Consider the following 16,674-nt stretch of genomic DNA (forward strand, 5'->3'; position numbering starts at 1 on the left):
TCCCCAGACGTGACGTTTTCGCGGGACGTCAGGTCGAACGCCGGTACCGCATGGCGTTGATCCGTCGCCCAGCGGCGAAGAGCGGAAGCCCGGCCGCCAGCGCGACCTGCAGGGTGCATCCGGTCACCAGGAGCGTCTCGGCTCCGGCGACGTCGGTGACCCAGGCGACCAGGCAACCGATGTTGACCGTTCCCCACGCGATGGTGGCGACCGCCAGCTTGCCCGTCGGCTTGGGGTACTGCACCCGGCTCACCATGAGCCAGGCGACCCCCACGACGGCGAGCAGCGTGACCGGGGACGGCAGTTGGAGCAGCACGACCGAGACGACGGTCAGTGCCGCGAACGGGATCGGCATGCCCTGGAACATGCCGTCCTTCATGGTGGTGCAGGAGAACCGCGCCAGCCGGAGCAGCCCGGCGAGCATGACGGCGACGGCGGCGGCCGCGACCAGTCCCGGATAGTCGTAGTCGCTCACCAGCCCCCACACCACGACGAAGTAGGCGGGCGCCAGCCCGAAACTGATCAGGTCCGAGAGGTTGTCGAGCTCCGCCCCCATCCCGGAACTGCGGAACCTGCGCGCGACCAGGCCGTCGCAGACGTCGAACAGCGCGGCCATCAGCATGAGCAGGACGGCCGTGGCCGCCCCCTGCCGCACGGAACCGGCGCTCTCGCCCTCGGTGAGGTACGGCACCAGTACGGCCACCGTGATGAAGTAGACGGAGGCGAAGCCGCACACCGCGTTCCCGAGGGTCAGGACGTCCGCGACCGACAGCCGCGAGGGGGACGGTTCCCGCTTGGTGTCCTTGACCTCGCCGACGGCTTCACCCGTCCAGGGAACGGGGGCTTCGGATTCGGTAACGGTCAACGCGCTCTCCTACTGGTCTCTCTGACTGCCTGCGGCGCCGGCACGGAAATCATGGCAGCAGGACGACGAGACCTGCATCCGGGGCCGGGCGCTCCGCGGACGGGGGCATGCGAAAGCCCTGACCGTACCCCCGAGCCGGGCCGTCGGACCAACGCCCCGATCAGAAGGGGACTTCGGTGAGCCAGTCCTTGTGACCGTCCGACTCCCCGCGCACCACGGAGGCGTACGCGGCGTCGAGGGCGCGCGTGACCGTACCCGCGGTGCCGTCCCCCACCCGGAGCCCGTCGACCCATGTCACCGGCAGGATCTCCCAGCCGGTGCCCATGAAGAAGACCTCCTCCGCCAGGTAGAGCTCGGTGCGGTCCACGTCGCGTTCGACGACGGTGCGGCCCATCTCCCGCAGCAGGGTCAGCGAGGTCTCGCGCGTGAGGCTCTCCAGGATTCCGCTGGTGGTGGAGGGGGTGATCACCTCACCGTCACGGACGATGGCGATGCAGGCACCGGGCCCCTCGCTGACCTTGCCGCGCTCGTTGAGGAGGATGGGCCAGTCATGGCCGTTCTCCCGCGCCTCGATCATCGCGAGTCGGCCGTTGTGGTAGTTGGAGAACGCCTTGACCCGCGGGGGCATGGACGACTCGTTGATACGGGTCCAGGAGCTGACCGCGGCCCGGCAGCCGCGTTCGGTGCCCAGACCGGTCCTGAAGGTCCAGCTGTCGACCACGACTTCGCACTCGACACCGGCGGGAACCATCTGTTCCTGGATCACGCCCGCGGGGAACGCCCACGGCCTCAGGTAGACGTCCTCGCGGTACCGGTTGGCGCGCAGGACGTCCAGAACCGCTTCCCGCAGTGTCGCCAGGTCGTACGGGATGTGGAGCCGGACGATGCGCGCCGAGTCGTACAGACGCTTCAGGTGCTCGTCGAGCCGGAAGACGAGGAGCCGGCCGCCGTCGTGCGAGACGTAGGCCTTGATGCCTTCGAAGACCGCGGCGACCGAGGCGTGGCCGACGGCGTTGACGTGGACACTCGCGTCCGCCCACGGCACCAGGGAACCGCTGCGCCAGAGCCATTCCGGTCCGCCGCTGTCCGTGCGTACCAGCGAGTCCATGATGGACATCGCGACACCGGACGCGTCGGCCTCCGCCGTTCCTGTTCCGGGCGTCCCCGTTCCGGTGGTCCCCACGTCCGTGGTCCCCACGTCCGGGGTGTCTGCTTCTGGGGTCTGCTCTTGCGTCGTCATTCGGATGTCACCTTTTGGGGCTTGGTGGTTGAGAAGTGCTCCAGGCTTTCGAGCACGAGGTCGGCCGCGTCCAGGCCGGAGCGGATGCCCCGGGCGCCCGGTACCGCCACGCAGCGCAGCCCGGCCGCCTTCGCCGCGGCCACGCCGGTGGCGGAGTCCTCCAGGGCCACGCAGGCGTCCGGCGCGGTGCCGAGCAGTTCCAGCCCCCGCAGGTACAGATCGGGGGCGGGCTTGCGGGCGCGGACCTGCTCGCCCGTGACCACTTCGGCGAACAGGTCGAGGACCCGCAGGCGCTCCAGGTGGCCGAGGACCCAGGCGCGGTCGGAGCTGGAGACCACCGCGCACACGATGCCCTGTCGGCGGGCGCTCTCCAGCAGGCGGGCCACGCCCGGCCTCAGCGGTTCCGCGGAGGCCAGGCGGTGCTTGTCCAGGCGGCGCTCCTCCAGTTCCCGCACGGTCACGGGACGGTCGAGCTGCCGGGCCAGGTCCTCCACGGCGTACGACTCACCCGTCGCCCGGCCCATCATGGCCGCCCAGACCTGGTCGGGGAACTCGAGCCCGTACCGGCCGTAGAGGTTCCGCCAGGACTGGTGGGCGGCCCGTTCCGTGTCGCAGAGGAGCCCGTCGAAGTCCATGAGGACCGCGTCGGCCGTGAAGGCGGCTCGGGGCGTCACCGCTCGCGGCGTGTGCCTCCGAGCACACGCCTGAGGTAGTCGCTCGTGAACATCTGCTCCGGGTCGAGTTCGGCGCGGATGTCCTGGAAGGCCTTCCAGCCCGGGTAGCGGTCGGCGATGACCTCGGCGGTCGCCGTGTGCGCCTTGCCCCAGTGCGGCCGCCCGTCGTGCTCCAGCAGCACCGCCTCGAAGGTGCGCAGCAGTTCGGTGTAGCCGACCGTGCGGGGGACGGTGATGTTGACGTAGGTCGTCGTCCGTCCCTGGGCGGGGCTGAGCAGGAGCTCGTCACCGGCGCCGAAGCGCACCGTGATCGAGTACGGGGTGCGCAGCCCGAACCGCTTGACGTCCTCGTGCACGTTGCGTACCGCGTCGGTCGCCGAGGTGAGCGGCAGGGCGTATTCGAGGGAGAGGAACTTCACCGGCTGCGGGAAGGTGAACGCGTTGTAGCTGACGTCCACGTAGTCCGCGGGGCCGGAGTCGCCGCCGAGCTGGGCGGTCATGATGCGCCGTACGCTGCGCTGGTCGACGCGGCCCACGAGGCCCGCGGTGGCGCAGCGCACCTCGCCGAGGGTGTTGGCGCGACGGCGGCGGGCGGCGTCGGCGGAGACCGGCGCGTCGGTGGGCTCGAGCGTGAGGGTGGAGGCGTTGTCGCTCCAGCCCTTGAGGGAGAACGTGGCGTGCTCGGCGCTGCCGGCGTACGCCTCGATGTCCTCCAGGATGCTCTCCAGCGGGCGGCTGCCCTCCGTGACGCAGAGGTTGTACTTGGGCACGCAGCGCAGGGTGACCGTGGAGATGACGCCGAGCGCGCCGAGGGACGTGGCGGCGGCGGCGAACAGCTCCGGGTCCTGCTCCGGGGAGCAACTGCGGACGCTGCCGTCGGCCGTGACGAGGGTGAGTGCCAGGACCTGACCGGAGAACGGGCGGTGGGCGAGCCCGCTGCCGTGGTTGCCCGTGGAGATGGCTCCGGCGATCGTCTGCTCTTCGAGGGTTCCCATGTTGGACAGGGCGAGTCCGGCCTTGTCCAGGGCCCAGTTGAGCTCGCGGAGGAGGGTGCCGCCGCGGACCGTGACGGAGGGGGCGGCGGGGTCGAGGGCGACGATGCCGGTGTACCCCGTCATGTCCAGCAGCACACCGGTGGTGGTGACGAGCGGGTTGAACGAGTGTCCCGTTCCGGCAGCGCGCAGGACGAGGCCGCGCTCCGCGGCGTACCGCACGGCGTCGACGATGTCGCTCTCGTGCGTGGCGCGGAAGATGCGGTCCGGGGTGCACCCGGCGGAGCGTGCCCAGTTGCGCCAGGTGGTGGCCGGGGCGCCGGTGACTCGGCTCAGCAGGTTCATGCGGTCGTCCTTCGGGAGTCGGTGTCGCCGCGCAGCACCGCGCAGTGCCGGACCACGGCGTCCTGCCAGCTCGGCATCGTCCAGCCGAGCCGGTCCAGCCGGTCGGTGTTGAGTGTCGAGACCTTCGGCCTGCCCCCGACGAACGTGCAGGCGTCGAAGGAGACGGCGGTGGGCGGGTGTTCCGCGTGCAGCTTGGGGTCGTACTCGTTGAGGGCGTACGCGCCGAGCTCGTACCGGGTCGCCGGGTTCTGGTTGGCGACGTGCACGATGCCGACCGGGAACTCGTCGGCGGTGATCAGGTGGACGATCGCCCGTGCCAGGTCGACGGTGTACGTGGGGCGGCTGTACTGGTCGTCGATGAGTTCCTGGCGCTCGCCGCGCTCGGCGGACCGGATGGTGGCGAGGACGTCGTCGTTGTTCTCCGCCGCTCCGCCGAAGAGCCAGGAGGTGCGGATCACGAGGTGCTCGGGCACCCGCTCGGTGATCTGCTCGCCGGCGAGCTTGGTCAGCCCGTACAGGCTCAGCGGGTTGGGGACGTCGGTCTCCCGGTAGCCGTCCTCGGGTGCCGCGACGCCGTCGAAGACGTAGTCGCTGGAGATGTAGACCATGCGGCTGCCGGTCCTGCGGCAGGCCTCGGCGACCTGGTGCACCCCGGCGACGTTGACGCGGAGACCGAGTTCGGTGTCGGTCTCGCAGGTGGCGACGATGGCGATGGCGGCCAGGTGCAGGACGATGTCCGGGCGGAAGGCCTCGATGGAGGCGGTGACGGCCTCCTCGTCGCCGATGTCGAAGTCGGAGACGGAGACACCGAGGACGGGCCAGTTCGCGGTGCGGGGATCGGCGCTCAGCTCCTTGGTCAGGGCCTTGCCGAGGCTGCCGTCCGCTCCCGTTATGTAAAGGCGCATCGATTCTCCTCAGAGGTTCCCGAACTCGGCCCGCAGGTCGGCGGCCGTGGCCCCGGAGCTGATGCGGTCGCGGATCTCGTTCTCACGCGCCGCGACACCGCGGGCGCTCTCCAGCACCGCCTTGGCGCTGCCCGACGGCACGGTGGCGACGCCGTTCTCGTCGGCCACGATGATGTCGCCGGGGAAGATGACCTGGCCGCCGACCGAGACGGGCACGTTGACCTGCACCGGCTCGATGCGGTCGTGGACGGCTCCGGGGGACTGCCGCGGGGACGTGGTGCGGTACCAGACGGGGAAGCCGATGTCGCGGATCTCGTCGATGTCGCGGGCGGCCCCGTCGATGATGGCGCCGGCGATGCCGAACTTGTGGGAGACGGTGGCGGTCAGGCCGCCCCACATGGCCGTCGTGGCCACGCCGTGGCAGGCCATGACGATCACGTCGCCGGGCTGGGCACGGGAGAGGATGGGAAGGGTGTTGACCCAGTCGTCGATCGACAGGTTGATCGTGAACGCGGGTCCGGCGATCTTCTGGTCGTGCCGGACGACCTGGAAGCCGCCGATGGCTCCGGCGCGCCGCTGGGCGTCGGTGACCACGCAGCTGGGGCTGTACTCGTCGAGCAGTTCACGGAAGCCGTCGGTGATGTCCTGCGGCGGGCGGGTGAGGTCGTTGTAGACCGTGTCCATGGGGTGCTCCTGTTGGTGGTGTGGGTGGCTCGGACCGCTGGCTGGGCTGTCGGTCCGGCGGCTCGGACCGGTGGCTGTCGGTCCGGTGGGCCGGACCGGTGGCTGTCGGTCCGGCGGGCCGGACCGGTGGCTCAGCCGCTGGTGGCCGGGCGCAGCCCGTCGCGGATGCGGGCGGCGAGCTTGTCGGCGCTCAGACCGTGGGCGTCGAGGACCTCGGCCTCGGTGCCGCAGAGCGGTACGTCGGTCAGGCCGATCCCTGTGAAGGAGGGGACGCGGTCGGCACCGAGCTCGAGCAGGGCCCTGGCGATCAGGTCCGCCTGGCCGCCGTGGGTGTAGTGGTTCTCGACGACGAACAGTTCGTCGGCTCCCGCGGCGAGTTCGCCCAGCCATCCGGTGTCCACCCGGTTCAGCCAGGGCAGCGCCACCACGGTGAGGTCGACGCCGTCGGCGGCGAGCAGTTCGGCGGCGCGCAGCAACTGGGTGAGCACGATGGGCCCGGAGCCGACGGCGACGGTCCTGCCGCCCTGCCGTACGACCCGGCCGTGGCCGGTCCGGAGCGGCTGCGAGCCCAGCGACTCGGCATCCTCGGACACGGGTGTGCTGACGAGCCTGAGGTAGACGCTGGTGTCGGTCTCGGCGCAGAACGCGACCGCGGCCTCGGTCTCGGCCGAGTTCGCCGGCTCCAGCAGGACCAGCCCCGGGATGGCGCCCAGTGCGCTGATGTCGCGCACCGCCTGGTGGGAGTGGCCGGGCGCGGCCGGGATGAGCCCGGCGAGCGAACCGACGTAGACCACCTTCCGGCGCTCGGAGGCGTTGGTGTACATCTGCTCGTTGGGCCGGGCGTGCAGGAAGCAGGAGAAGGAGTGCGCGAACGGCACCAGGCCGCGCGAGGCGAGCCCTCCGGCCATCGAGACCATGTCCTGTTCGGCGATCCCGCACTCGATGAAGCGCTCCGGGAGCGCTTCGGAGAAGGGGATGAGCCCGGTGTCGAGGACGAGGTCCGCGTCGAGCGCCACGATCCGCTCGTCCGTCCGGGCGCGTTCGACCAGGGCCCGGCCGTACACCTCCGGGAGCCTGGGGCCGGTCGCCTTGGCGGGGAGAACCGTTTCGGTCGTCGTCGGGGCGAGCGGGGCCAGGCCGTGGCGGCCGAGCAGCTCGTCGACGGACGCCACCAGTTCGCGGTGTGCGCTCAGGTAGTCCTCCAGGGCCGGTGCCCCACTGTGGAAGCGGTAGCGCCACTCCCCCTCGGGCATGGAGGTGGCCGCGAACGTGGCGCTGCCGGCGCCCTTCACGGTGTCGGCGATGACGACCGCGGGCCTGCCGGCGTACTCCTTCTCCCGGAGGCGGAAGGTGGCGTCGAGGTCCTTCGCGGAGTTTCCGTCGCAGCGCAGCACGGCCCAGCCGAAGGACCTGAACTTGGCCTCGAGGTCACCGAGGTCGCTCACATCGGTGACCCAGGTGTCGGACTGGATCTTGTTGTGGTCCACGATCACGGTCAGTTCGCCCATGTCGTGGTGGACGGCACCGGCGAGCGCCTCCCAGTTCTGCCCCTCCTGGAGCTCACCGTCGCCGGTGAGCACGTAGACGCGGCGGTCGGCACCGATGAGCCGGTCGGCCAGGATCATGCCCTTGGCCTTGGAGATGCCCATCCCGAGGGAGCCGGTGTTGGCGTGCATGTGCGGCAGGCTGACGTCCGGGTGGCCCGGCAGTCCGCCCAGCCTCCTCAGCCGGTGCAGCTTCTCCTCGGGCAGCGCGCCGAGGGCGATCAGCGCCGCGTAGAGGCCGGGCGCGTCGTGGCCCTTGGACGAGAAGTAGACGTCCCCGTCGGGATCGAAGGGCGACCTCATCTCCTCCAGCAGCAGCCAGGCGACGGTGTCGGCCGCGCTGAAGCTGGATCCGAGGTGGCCGGAGCCGGCTCGCATGATGCTGTAGAGGGTGTTGATGCGGGCGGCGTCCGCGAACGCCTTGCTGCGGTCGTGCGGATCGGGAATACCGTCCAGAATTCGGGTGAACTCGTGGGCCGGCAGCCAGGCGAGAGTGGTGTTCATGACTTCTCCAGAAGAACGGGTGACGGTCTCCGCCTCACCAGCTGACGTATCCGCCGTCGACGAGCAGCTCGGTGCCGGTGACGTAGCTGCTCATGCCGGAGGCGAGGAAGAGCAGCGGACCGGTGAGGTCCGCCGGTTCCGCCATCCGCCGCAGGGGTACGCGAGCGCTGAACTTGGCGCGGAACTCCGCGTCCTGGCCGCCCCTCACGCCGCCCGGTGACAGCGTGTTGACGCGCACACCGGCGGGTCCCCACAGGGCGGCGAGGTAGCGGGTGAGGGCGGCGGCCGCGGCCTTGGACATTCCGTACGCCGGCGGCTTGAGGAACGGCGGGTCCTGCGGGAGGTGCTCGTACAGGCGCGGGTCGGGTGCCATCGACCCGTACAGGGAGCCGATGTTCACGATGGAGCCCGCGCCGTTGCGGGCCATCGCCGCGCCGAACACCTGACACACCCGCAGCACGCCCAGCGCGTTGACGTCGAGGACCGCGGCGGACACCTCGGCCGGGATGTCTCCGAAGAGCCAGCTCTCGCCCGTCGCGGACGGCGGCTGGTCGATCCCCGCGTTGTTGACGAGGATCGTGGGCATCCCGGCCTCGGCCTCGCACCGGGCCAGCGCCGCGCGCAGGCTGCCGGTGTCGGTGACGTCGGCCTCCAGCAGGTGGAAGCGTCCGGGATCGTGGCGTTCGAGTACGGTGGCGAAGGCCTCGGGGACCGTCGACGTCCGGTCCAGGCCCACGACCCGCGCTCCGGCGCCCAGCAGTGCGTCGGTCCAGACGGCGCCGAGTTTCCCCAGTACGCCGGTCACCACCGCGACCTGTCCTGTCAGATCGGTGTGTGCACTCACGGCGCGGTCAGCCGAGGTTGCCGAGCTGAATGTCTTCGTCGGCGGCCAGCGGTGCCAGCAGGGCACGGCCGACGATCTCGTCCAGCAGGTACGGCCGCAGGCCGTCGCCGGGTGACTTGATGGCGACGTCCTCGACGGTGAGGACGTCACCGGCGCTCAGGTCGCGTGCGGCGACGAGCTTCTTGGCCATCTTGTGCAGGGCGGGCTGCTCTTCGGGCAGCAGGCGCTTGACCGGGCTTCCCAGCGAGCGGCGCGTCCGGTCCAGGCTGTCCACAAGGTCGCGCAGGTGAGCGGCCTCGAGGGAGAAGTGGTGGTCGCTGCCCGGCATGGAGCGGTCCAGCGTGACGTGCTTCTCGATGACGCGTGCGCCGAGGGTGTAGGCGATCACGCTCGACTCGGCCTCGACGTCGTGGCCCGAGAGTCCCACGACGACGTCGGGGAATTCCTCGCGGTAGGTGTTGATGACCGAGAGGTTCAGTACCTCGGGCGTGGCCGGGTAGGCGGCGGTGCACTGGAGTACCGCCAGCTGGTCGTTGATCGGCAGGATGGTGTCGACCGCACGGCGGACGTCTTCCATGTCCGCGCCACCGGTGCTGATGACCAGCGGGATGCCGGTCTTCGCCGCGTAGGCGAGCAGCGGGGTGTTGGTGAGGTCGCCCGAGGCCATCTTGATGGCGGGAACGCCCAGATCGGCCAGGAAGTCGACGCTGTTGAAGTCGAAGGCGGTCGAGAAGAAGTCAATACCGACCTCGGCCGCCACTTCGGCCAGGTGACGGTACTCCTTCTCACCGAATTCCACCGCCTCGCGGTGCTCTCCATAGGTCGCGCCGTAGCTGTTTCGACCGGTGTAAGGCTGGTTGTACATGGCCTTGGTGAAGAGAGACTTGTTGTCACGCTTCTGAAGTTTGGCGGCGTGCGCGCCGGATTCCGCGGCCATACGCACGAGTTCCGCCGCAAGCCCTATGTCACCGCCATGGTTATGGCCGATCTCCGCTATGACATAGGCCTCGGCACTGTCGGTGATAACCGTATTGCCGATAGTAATAGTGCGCGACATTAACTACTTCCCCGTGTGCATACGTGTCCCCTGAAATCCCCCGAGGGAACGGCTCGACCTGGCGACGCACACCCCCCCGAGGTGATTGACCAGGCGAACGCTAGCATGATCTGATCATGCTGCAGCAACCCCATAATGAGCGCAACATCCCCAACAATGCCAGCTGTTGACGGATGGTGTCGTATGTCCGAGTTCAACGCGGTGCCATGGCAACGGAATTCATAGCTCCGTTTTTTCAATACCCCATCGCGCCGCGACTTACCAACGATTTGAGAGACACACAACGGTGAGCATCCTCCTCCTGCACACACGCAACCTCAGCCGCCGCAAGCACTTGGCTCGGGTGCGGGACTACGCACGGGAGCACGGCGAGCGACTCCTGATGGTGATGAAGGACGCGACGTGGGAGGCGTCCTTCGTCGACCGGGTGGTGGCCGCCGACACGGCCAGCATCGAGGAGACGGTCGCGGCGGCCCGGCTGCTCGCGTCCGAGGAGACGGAACCCATCCGCGGAGTCCTGACCTTCGTCGAGCAGAGCGTGCCGGCCGCCGCGGCCGTGGCGGAGGAGCTCGGCCTGCCCTCGGTGGGCGTACGGGCCGCCTACCTGGCGCGCGACAAGTACGCCATGCGCTCGGCCTTCGGCGCCGCGGGCCTGGACCAGCCAGGATTCGCGCTGGCGCGCGACCTCGGGGAGGCGCGGGACGCGGCCGCCCGCGTCGAGTACCCCCTGGTGCTCAAGCCGCTGATCGGCGGTGGCAGCAAGTACGTACGCCGGGTGAACGACGACGCCGAACTGGCCGAGCACTTCCCCACCATCCAGCGCGGCGCGTGGACCGGCTTCACCCATGATCCTTTGCACGTGCGCACCAAGGAGGAGTACGGCGAGGCCGTCCTGCTGGAGGCCTACGTCCCGGGCTCCGAGATCAGCGTCGAATCGCTGGTCGTCGACGGGCGGACCCACGTGGTGGCCGTGCACGACAAGCCGCTGCCCATGGAGGGACCCTTCTTCGAAGAGGTCTACTACACGACGCCGACACGGCTGCCGCAGGAGCTCGTGGACCGCGTCACGGCCGCGACGGCCGACGCGCACCGGGCACTCGGTATCGACGCGGGCGCCACGCACACGGAATTCCGGATCACCGCCGAAGGTGAGCCCTACATTCTGGAGACCGCCGGACGCCTGGGCGGCGGACCGGTTTATCAGTCCGTGCTTCTCAGCACGGGAATCGACATGGTGGAAGCCCTGCTCGACCTTTCCACCGGCCGCGACGTCTGCCTGGATCCGCCCCGGGCGCCGAAGCCCACGGGCTTCTATCTGTTCTTCGCCGAACGCGCCGGCGAACTCGTCGGCGTGCATGGCACGGAAAAGCTGGAGAACGACGAACGGGTCAGTGAAGTCGTGCTCTACGGACAGATCGGCGACCAGGTCCTGGTTCCGCCCCACGCGTCGGCGGCCCATGGCCACGTGTTGTTCTCCGACGACACGGCCGAGGCCGTGGACGCCGGATTCCTCGAGTTCCGGGACGCGATCTCCGTGGAGGTCCGATGAGGTTTCTGATACTCAACCGGACGCCGCTTTCGGGGCGGCGGTTCCCGGAGTGGATCGGCAGTGCCCATGAGGCGGTGCTCCTCACCGACGCGGCGGCGGTCTCGGCCGACCCCGGAACCCGGACGGCCCAGCTCGCCGGATATGCGCATGTGGAAATTCTCACCGACTTCCACTTCAATCCCCTGGTCGAACTGCACGCCCTGGAACTGCACCGGAAATGGGGCTTCGACCGGGTCGTCGCCCTGTCGGAGTTCGACATCCTGCGCGCCGCGCGCGTCCGGGACCTGCTCGGCCTGCCGGGGCAGAACCTCGGGAGCGCGGTCGCCTTCCGCGACAAGCTCCGGATGAAGGAGCTGCTGACAAAGGCCGGTGTCCCGGTGGCACCGTACGCCCCGGTCGGCCACCTGGACGCGCTGCTGGGCTTCATCGAGGACCACGGCTACCCGGTCGTCGTGAAGCCCCGAAGGGGCGGCGGCTCCATGGGGGTCCACGTGCTGCGGGACCATGACGACCTGTCGTCGCTGCTGGCCACGCACCGCGAACTGGGCACGGACGACGGCGCCCAGCTGCTGGCCGAGAAATACATCGAGCACGAGCTGTTCCACGTCGACGGCATCGTCACCGACGGACACCCCCGGCTGATGTGGCCCTCCACGCAGGGCGACACCTCCTGCCTGGACGTCATGCGGGGACGCGCCCTGCACAGCTGCCTGCTGGACCCCGACGACCCGCTGCTGGAGCCGCTGCGCGATCTCACCCGCCAGGCCCTGGCGGCCCTCCCGGCGCCCGACACCTTCATGTTCCACGCCGAGGTCTTCCGGGCCCCGGACGGGCGCCTGGTGTTCAACGAGGTGGCGAGCCGCATGGGAGGCGGAATGATCGAGCACGTCCTCCAGCTCGGCTTCGGCATCACCCTCCCCGAGGTGTACGTGCGTTCCCTGGCCGACAACGGCACCCCGCACATCCCGGACGCCCCCCAACAGATCGCCGGCCTCTCCCTGTTCCCCCCGCGCCCCGGCACCCTGCTGGAGATCCCCGACACCTGCCCGGTACCCGGCATCACCGCCTACCACAAGCACGCGGAAACCGGAGCCACCCTCAAACCCGCCGAGGCGAGCGTGGAGAAGATCGCGTCGGTACTCGCCACGGGCGCGTCCCGTGCGCAGGTCGAGACGTCCCTGTCCGAGGCCCTGGACTGGTTCCAGCGCTCCACCCTGATCCGCCCGCCCGCCGATCCGGCTCCCGACAGCCCCTGATCACCCCCGGCACCGCGGCGCCCGGGCCGGCGCGGGCGCCGCGGCGGCGGGAACCGGGGGTGGCGCGTGGCGCGTGGCGCCTTGGCAGCGATGCCCGCATGCCCTCCCGGTGCTCAGCCATGTGCGCGCGGAAGAAGTCCGCGTACCCGGCGACGACGAGTGCGCGCGTGCCGACGGGCACGCGGGGCGGGTGTGCGGTGCGGGCCCTGTGGGCCGTTCACTTGCCGTAGTCGGGTCCTGCCGTCGCGAGGAACTCCGCCACCGTCAGGAGCCAGCTCTCGACCGAGTGCGGGGGCGGCGGCTCGACCTCCATGCCGAGTTCGGCGACGCCGATGACGTACTCGTCTTCGTCCAGCCCGAGGGCCAGCAGTTCGTGGATCTCGCCGACCAGCCGAGCGACGAGCCGGCGGTCGGCCGTTTCCTTGTAGTCGCGGACCGCGGCGTCGTGGTCGTCGAATTCGTCGGGCATGTCCTGCGAGAACCACCCGCCGAGGAACTGTCCGAGCTCCCCGAACCGGGCGTGCCACTCCCAGTGCGTCCGGGGTGTGTCCGGCGGGGGTACGTCGCCCGACTCGACGCTGCGCTTGATGTGGTCGGCCATGTCGGACAGCCAGCCCTGTGTCCGGGACTCGGGCAGCCCGATGTCGGGGACCGGATAGAACTCGCCGATGCGCAGCCGCAGGCGGCCGGGCGGATTCCGCGCGTACTCCCGGAGTTGTTGCTCGGCGACGGAAAGCGCCCAGGGCCTGGTGTGCCAGGTGTGCCGGAGGTAGGCCTGAAGGGCCGGCGGCGGTAGCTCCGGGTCCGGACTTTCGGGTTCCTGTCCGGCGAAGGCTGCGACGACGACGTCCAGTTCGCCGTACCGGCGGTCGAACTCAAGGGGCTTCATGGACACTGCGGCACCCTCAGAGGTAGATCGGGTAGGTGGCGTGCACGACGAAGCCGTGCGGGCTGGACGCTTCGCGCCGCAGCGTCACTCGTGCGGCCCGCACATCGACGGGCTCGCGGCCGGCGAGCATCATCGCCTGCAGCAGCACGCGCCCGACGGGCTCCTCACGGGACGGCCAGGCGGCCTCGATGGTGAGCCTCGGGCGCGTGCCCTGGGCAAGCCAGCGGTGTACGGCCTGCTCGTTGCGGGTGACGACCTGCTGGGTACACCACTGTGCGGTCGCGCGGTCGGGATAGGTGGCGGAACGGGTACGCACGGGAAATCCTCAGTCGATCGTGAAGCCCCAGAAGATGCCGACTTCCGTGGCGGAGACAGCGATTACACCACAGTCCATTACGTGGCCGGTGAATCCCTCATAAGCACCCTCTCGGCGGAACATGTCGGCGTGGGGATCCTCGCGCGCCGTCGCCGCGTTGGTGAAGAACAGCGCGTCGGCGCCGAACCTTTTCAGGATCACGTGCGCGTGGGAGATGAGTTCCGCCTCTCGCGCTGCGAAATCCGGGATGTCCTCCACCTGGAACCAGTCGCCCTGGAGTGTGACCAGGATTTGTTCCGCCCCCGTGCGGGACACGGGGAAAGCTCCATTGAAGTCGCCCGGCGTGACAGCGCTGAACGGATTCTCCGGTCCGGATCCGTAGTCACCTCCTTCCGGCGCCACGGCAAGCCTCGGCCAGCCACGCGGATCGTCCGTGCGCAGCCGCATGACGTCGAGGGCGTCCATGCGCCAGTCGTCGCGCCGCCGACCGCCCACGGCCGCGAACATGCCGTCCCCGAACAGCGCCCGCAGGGAATGGCTCCACGAGGCTTCGTCGATGTGATTCACGGGCTGTGTCCCCATGTCCAAAGAGTGCACTACGGGTGTTGGGTCTTATCGGTGGGCATCGAGGTGAGCACGACGAACGGCGGCGTGCTCCCCGGGTTGGGCCGCAGGACGACCCACACGTTGGTCACATCACGCGCCGCGGTGTCGCCCCGGTTCCACGACCGTCCCACGGTGTCGTTCGTCGTCAGGAGAAGGGAGCGCGACGAGTTCGGCCCGGGATTGCCCGCGAGCCAATTGTCGATCTTCCTTTGATTCGACGGTTCGTCCAGAGCCGCCTGAGTATACCGCTGGGCGTCCGCGAGGTTCTCGAAGGACGAAACGGCCTCGGGCCGGATGCCGTTGGGCCTGACGATCTGCTGGTCCCTCAGCCGCTGCTCCAATTGCTCGTCCGTCTTGCCCACGTGCTTGTCCACGACATGCGACCCGACCATACCCTCCTGGTTGGCGAGGTCGATCGGGTATTTGTGATTGCTTTCGTCTTCCCCGGCCACGGTGTAAAGGGGATCGTCCGTGAATTCGGTCAGAGCCCGGGCACCGAAGGACTCCGCTCGCGCCGATTCTGCCTGGAACGTGGGGGCGCTCTTGTACGCCTCTTCCAGGGCCTCGTGCAATTTGTTGAGTTCCGCGACCTGCCGGCGGACGCGGTTGTTGTAGCCCTCGACCGCCGCGTTCATCGCCTCCTCGTCGACCTCGAGGGCGAAGCCCGTCGCGAAACCCGTGCCCATTCTGAGGAGGCCCTTGCCGAAGCTCTTGACGTCCTTCATACCCAGACCGTCACTGGTGTCGATGTGCGGCAGAGCCTTGATGACGGCTTCGTAGTAGAGCTTGCGGAGGTCTTCCCGCACATCACGTGCGGCCTCCGCCCAGGCGCGCAGAGCGTCACTCATGACGTCGCAGGTCTTGACCAGCACCTCCATGACGGGGTGGCTGCTGGCCTGGCCGGGCTGCGCCGTGTCATGTTTCCACTCGTAACCCTCGCGGCTCTTGCCCCACGCGCTCGTGCCCCAGACAGCGCTGCAGAACTGCCGCATGGCCGTGGCCCACTCGCCGTTGGACCGGTCGGTGTAGTTGTGCAGAGCGCTGCTGAGGTTTCCGTCCGTGGTGGTGACGGCCATGCTCGCGTACGCCCAGGCGATGGACATGTTGTCCAGGCCCAGGTAATCGGGCAGCGGCATGATCTCGGCCGCCTTGCCCATGCGGTAGACATCCTCGAGGAGGGGTCTGATGATCGCCAGGAGGCCGGCCTCCACCGCTTCCAGCGCCAGCTGGAAGATGTCCTGGCTCTGATCGACGTCCGCCCACTTGAGGTCCGTCACGGGCCCGTAGTTCGGCGGTGTGTCGATCACGTGCGGCGGCGGCTGGGTGTGGGCCGGGGCGCCCGAGGGGTCCGTGGCCGCGTCCGCCGTCGCGTAATTGTTCGCCGTCACGGCGAAGCCGACCGCGGCGCCTCCGACACTCGCCACCGACTTCGCCCACACCTCGACGAACCGGTTACCGGCCTTCCGGTAGGCCGTGGAGAACTCCCACGCGGCGGTTCCGTAGCCCCCGCAGTCCGGGTACCGGGCGAGCTCGTCGAGGAGCTGCCCGGCCCCCTTGTGCAGGCCGTCCTGGAGATGGGCGACGTAGCCCGCGAGCGTGTGCAGCGCACTGGGGGTGACGTCGATGGCGCCGTTCTTCAGCGGAGGCGGAGGAGGCGGCATCGTCATCAGGCCGCTCCCCATCCACGCAACACCGCCGCGTGCGCCGCCGCGTAGTTGGTCTGTCCGGTCGTCACGATTCCGTGGAGCCACGCCTGGGTCGCCTGGAGGTCCCGCGCGGACCGGTCCCACTCGTCGAGCTTGTCGATGAAGGCCTCGCGCGCCTCGCCCTCCCAGGTGAGGACGACCTTCTCGACGCGGTCGTACATGGTGTGGACGTTCTCGTTGAGCTCCCTGAGGATGTCCTCCAGTTGCCCGGTGAGAAGCTGCAGAGTGGCGAAATCGACCGCTATGTTGTCGTCGCTGTCAGTCATGTGTCCCCCTCGTCAGAGATCCTGCAGGCGGCTCGCTCGCTGCGCGGCGGACGGGATCCCGGTGTTGGGAGTCGAAAGCTCCGCTGCCTCCTTGCCCACGTCCACGGCCACTTGGATGCGCTGGAAGGCCGCCAGCACGTCGAGCTCCTGCTCGGTGAACCCGTCCCGGCTCATCCGGACAGCGGCTTCGATCAGTTTCATGAGCTCACGGATGCGGACGGCGTCCTTGGCGGCCTCACGGTGGTGCCGCCGGTACGCCTTGGCCGCGGGCCCCCGCCAGCGGGCCTCGATCGCGTCGACGACCGCGTCCATGCGTTTGACCTGCCGCTCCAGGTACCGCTGCATCTCGTCGAGGTCATCGGCGAGCTTGGTCAACCCGTCGCTGCTGGCCCGCAAGTTGGGATCTGTCGTCATGCATCCGCCCCCGTACCC

At 69.4% G+C, this 16,674-nt stretch carries 17 protein-coding genes; 2 read left to right on the forward strand and 15 right to left on the reverse strand.

Features of this window, described 5'->3' with window-relative positions:
* Nucleotides 1–28 precede the first annotated feature (28 nt).
* From pssA to ACZ6C1_RS09885, 9 genes are all read right to left on the reverse strand, one after another.
* The gene (gene pssA / locus ACZ6C1_RS09845) at nucleotides 29–865 is read right to left on the reverse strand and encodes a CDP-diacylglycerol--serine O-phosphatidyltransferase (protein ID WP_469239539.1); all 837 of its coding nucleotides are present in this window, start codon (nucleotides 863–865) and stop codon (nucleotides 29–31) included.
* A 160-nt stretch (nucleotides 866–1,025) separates the two neighbouring features.
* Nucleotides 1,026–2,105 (reverse strand): branched-chain amino acid transaminase, encoded by a 1,080-nt coding sequence (locus ACZ6C1_RS09850; protein WP_469239541.1) that lies wholly within the window; start codon nucleotides 2,103–2,105, stop codon nucleotides 1,026–1,028.
* A complete protein-coding gene (locus ACZ6C1_RS09855) occupies nucleotides 2,102–2,779 on the reverse strand; it encodes an HAD family hydrolase (RefSeq protein WP_469239543.1) in 678 nt (225 codons plus the stop codon). The genes ACZ6C1_RS09850 and ACZ6C1_RS09855 overlap by 4 nt, the downstream gene beginning before the upstream one ends.
* On the reverse strand, nucleotides 2,776–4,116 hold the full coding sequence (locus tag ACZ6C1_RS09860) for a D-arabinono-1,4-lactone oxidase (RefSeq protein ID WP_469239545.1): 1,341 nt from the start codon (nucleotides 4,114–4,116) through the stop codon (nucleotides 2,776–2,778). The genes ACZ6C1_RS09855 and ACZ6C1_RS09860 overlap by 4 nt, the downstream gene beginning before the upstream one ends.
* The gene (locus ACZ6C1_RS09865; RefSeq protein ID WP_469239547.1) at nucleotides 4,113–5,021 is read right to left on the reverse strand and encodes an SDR family oxidoreductase; all 909 of its coding nucleotides are present in this window, start codon (nucleotides 5,019–5,021) and stop codon (nucleotides 4,113–4,115) included. The genes ACZ6C1_RS09860 and ACZ6C1_RS09865 overlap by 4 nt, the downstream gene beginning before the upstream one ends.
* 9 nt (nucleotides 5,022–5,030) lie before the next feature.
* Complete coding sequence (locus tag ACZ6C1_RS09870) at nucleotides 5,031–5,705, reverse strand: RraA family protein (RefSeq protein WP_469239549.1); 675 nt, start codon at nucleotides 5,703–5,705, stop codon at nucleotides 5,031–5,033.
* Between the two features lie 131 nt (nucleotides 5,706–5,836).
* Nucleotides 5,837–7,753, reverse strand: a complete 1,917-nt coding sequence (locus tag ACZ6C1_RS09875; RefSeq protein WP_469239551.1) for a transketolase C-terminal domain-containing protein — start codon at nucleotides 7,751–7,753, stop codon at nucleotides 5,837–5,839.
* Nucleotides 7,754–7,787: 34 nt separating this feature from the next.
* Entirely contained in the window at nucleotides 7,788–8,597 is an 810-nt protein-coding gene (locus ACZ6C1_RS09880; RefSeq protein ID WP_469239554.1) for an SDR family oxidoreductase, read from the reverse strand.
* 7 nt (nucleotides 8,598–8,604) lie between these two features.
* On the reverse strand, nucleotides 8,605–9,654 hold the full coding sequence (locus ACZ6C1_RS09885) for an N-acetylneuraminate synthase family protein (protein ID WP_469239556.1): 1,050 nt from the start codon (nucleotides 9,652–9,654) through the stop codon (nucleotides 8,605–8,607).
* A 286-nt stretch (nucleotides 9,655–9,940) separates the two neighbouring features.
* Here ACZ6C1_RS09885 and ACZ6C1_RS09890 point away from each other — a divergent pair, with 286 nt between their 5' ends.
* Nucleotides 9,941–11,203, forward strand: a complete 1,263-nt coding sequence (locus ACZ6C1_RS09890) for an ATP-grasp domain-containing protein (RefSeq protein ID WP_469239557.1) — start codon at nucleotides 9,941–9,943, stop codon at nucleotides 11,201–11,203.
* The gene (locus ACZ6C1_RS09895; protein WP_469239559.1) at nucleotides 11,200–12,459 is read left to right on the forward strand and encodes an ATP-grasp domain-containing protein; all 1,260 of its coding nucleotides are present in this window, start codon (nucleotides 11,200–11,202) and stop codon (nucleotides 12,457–12,459) included. The genes ACZ6C1_RS09890 and ACZ6C1_RS09895 overlap by 4 nt, the downstream gene beginning before the upstream one ends.
* Before the next feature lie 217 nt (nucleotides 12,460–12,676).
* Here ACZ6C1_RS09895 and ACZ6C1_RS09900 read toward each other — a convergent pair whose 3' ends face one another.
* The 6 genes from ACZ6C1_RS09900 to ACZ6C1_RS09925 are packed head-to-tail and all read right to left on the reverse strand — an operon-like array spanning nucleotide 12,677 to nucleotide 16,656.
* Nucleotides 12,677–13,354 (reverse strand): contact-dependent growth inhibition system immunity protein, encoded by a 678-nt coding sequence (locus ACZ6C1_RS09900; RefSeq protein WP_469239562.1) that lies wholly within the window; start codon nucleotides 13,352–13,354, stop codon nucleotides 12,677–12,679.
* A 10-nt stretch (nucleotides 13,355–13,364) separates the two neighbouring features.
* Nucleotides 13,365–13,664, reverse strand: a complete 300-nt coding sequence (locus ACZ6C1_RS09905) for an RNase A-like domain-containing protein (RefSeq protein ID WP_277331940.1) — start codon at nucleotides 13,662–13,664, stop codon at nucleotides 13,365–13,367.
* 9 nt (nucleotides 13,665–13,673) lie between these two features.
* A complete protein-coding gene (locus ACZ6C1_RS09910; protein ID WP_469239564.1) occupies nucleotides 13,674–14,231 on the reverse strand; it encodes a hypothetical protein in 558 nt (185 codons plus the stop codon).
* A 29-nt stretch (nucleotides 14,232–14,260) separates the two neighbouring features.
* Entirely contained in the window at nucleotides 14,261–15,937 is a 1,677-nt protein-coding gene (locus ACZ6C1_RS09915) for an RNase A-like domain-containing protein (RefSeq protein ID WP_469239566.1), read from the reverse strand.
* Nucleotides 15,937–16,242: a WXG100 family type VII secretion target gene (locus ACZ6C1_RS09920; protein WP_469239568.1), complete on the reverse strand. Its 306-nt coding sequence runs from the start codon at nucleotides 16,240–16,242 to the stop codon at nucleotides 15,937–15,939. Before ACZ6C1_RS09920 ends, ACZ6C1_RS09915 begins: the two co-directional genes overlap by 1 nt.
* 12 nt (nucleotides 16,243–16,254) lie before the next feature.
* Complete coding sequence (locus ACZ6C1_RS09925; protein ID WP_469239571.1) at nucleotides 16,255–16,656, reverse strand: WXG100 family type VII secretion target; 402 nt, start codon at nucleotides 16,654–16,656, stop codon at nucleotides 16,255–16,257.
* Nucleotides 16,657–16,674: the final 18 nt, after the last annotated feature.

It is taken from the genome of Streptomyces sp. NPDC041796 (assembly GCF_055590785.1).

Bases quoted from the DNA above. Each gene is read 5' to 3' on its own strand.
- ACZ6C1_RS09850 (WP_469239541.1), bottom strand. From the start codon at position 2,105: ATGACGACGCAAGAGCAGACCCCAGAAGCAGACACCCCGGACGTGGGG.
- ACZ6C1_RS09865 (WP_469239547.1), bottom strand. From the start codon at position 5,021: ATGCGCCTTTACATAACGGGAGCGGACGGCAGCCTCGGCAAGGCCCTG.
- ACZ6C1_RS09925 (WP_469239571.1), bottom strand. From the start codon at position 16,656: ATGACGACAGATCCCAACTTGCGGGCCAGCAGCGACGGGTTGACCAAG.
- ACZ6C1_RS09920 (WP_469239568.1), bottom strand. From the start codon at position 16,242: ATGACTGACAGCGACGACAACATAGCGGTCGATTTCGCCACTCTGCAG.
- ACZ6C1_RS09870 (WP_469239549.1), bottom strand. From the start codon at position 5,705: ATGGACACGGTCTACAACGACCTCACCCGCCCGCCGCAGGACATCACC.
- ACZ6C1_RS09860 (WP_469239545.1), bottom strand. From the start codon at position 4,116: ATGAACCTGCTGAGCCGAGTCACCGGCGCCCCGGCCACCACCTGGCGC.
- ACZ6C1_RS09915 (WP_469239566.1), bottom strand. From the start codon at position 15,937: ATGACGATGCCGCCTCCTCCGCCTCCGCTGAAGAACGGCGCCATCGAC.
- ACZ6C1_RS09875 (WP_469239551.1), bottom strand. From the start codon at position 7,753: ATGAACACCACTCTCGCCTGGCTGCCGGCCCACGAGTTCACCCGAATT.
- ACZ6C1_RS09895 (WP_469239559.1), top strand. From the start codon at position 11,200: ATGAGGTTTCTGATACTCAACCGGACGCCGCTTTCGGGGCGGCGGTTC.
- ACZ6C1_RS09885 (WP_469239556.1), bottom strand. From the start codon at position 9,654: ATGTCGCGCACTATTACTATCGGCAATACGGTTATCACCGACAGTGCC.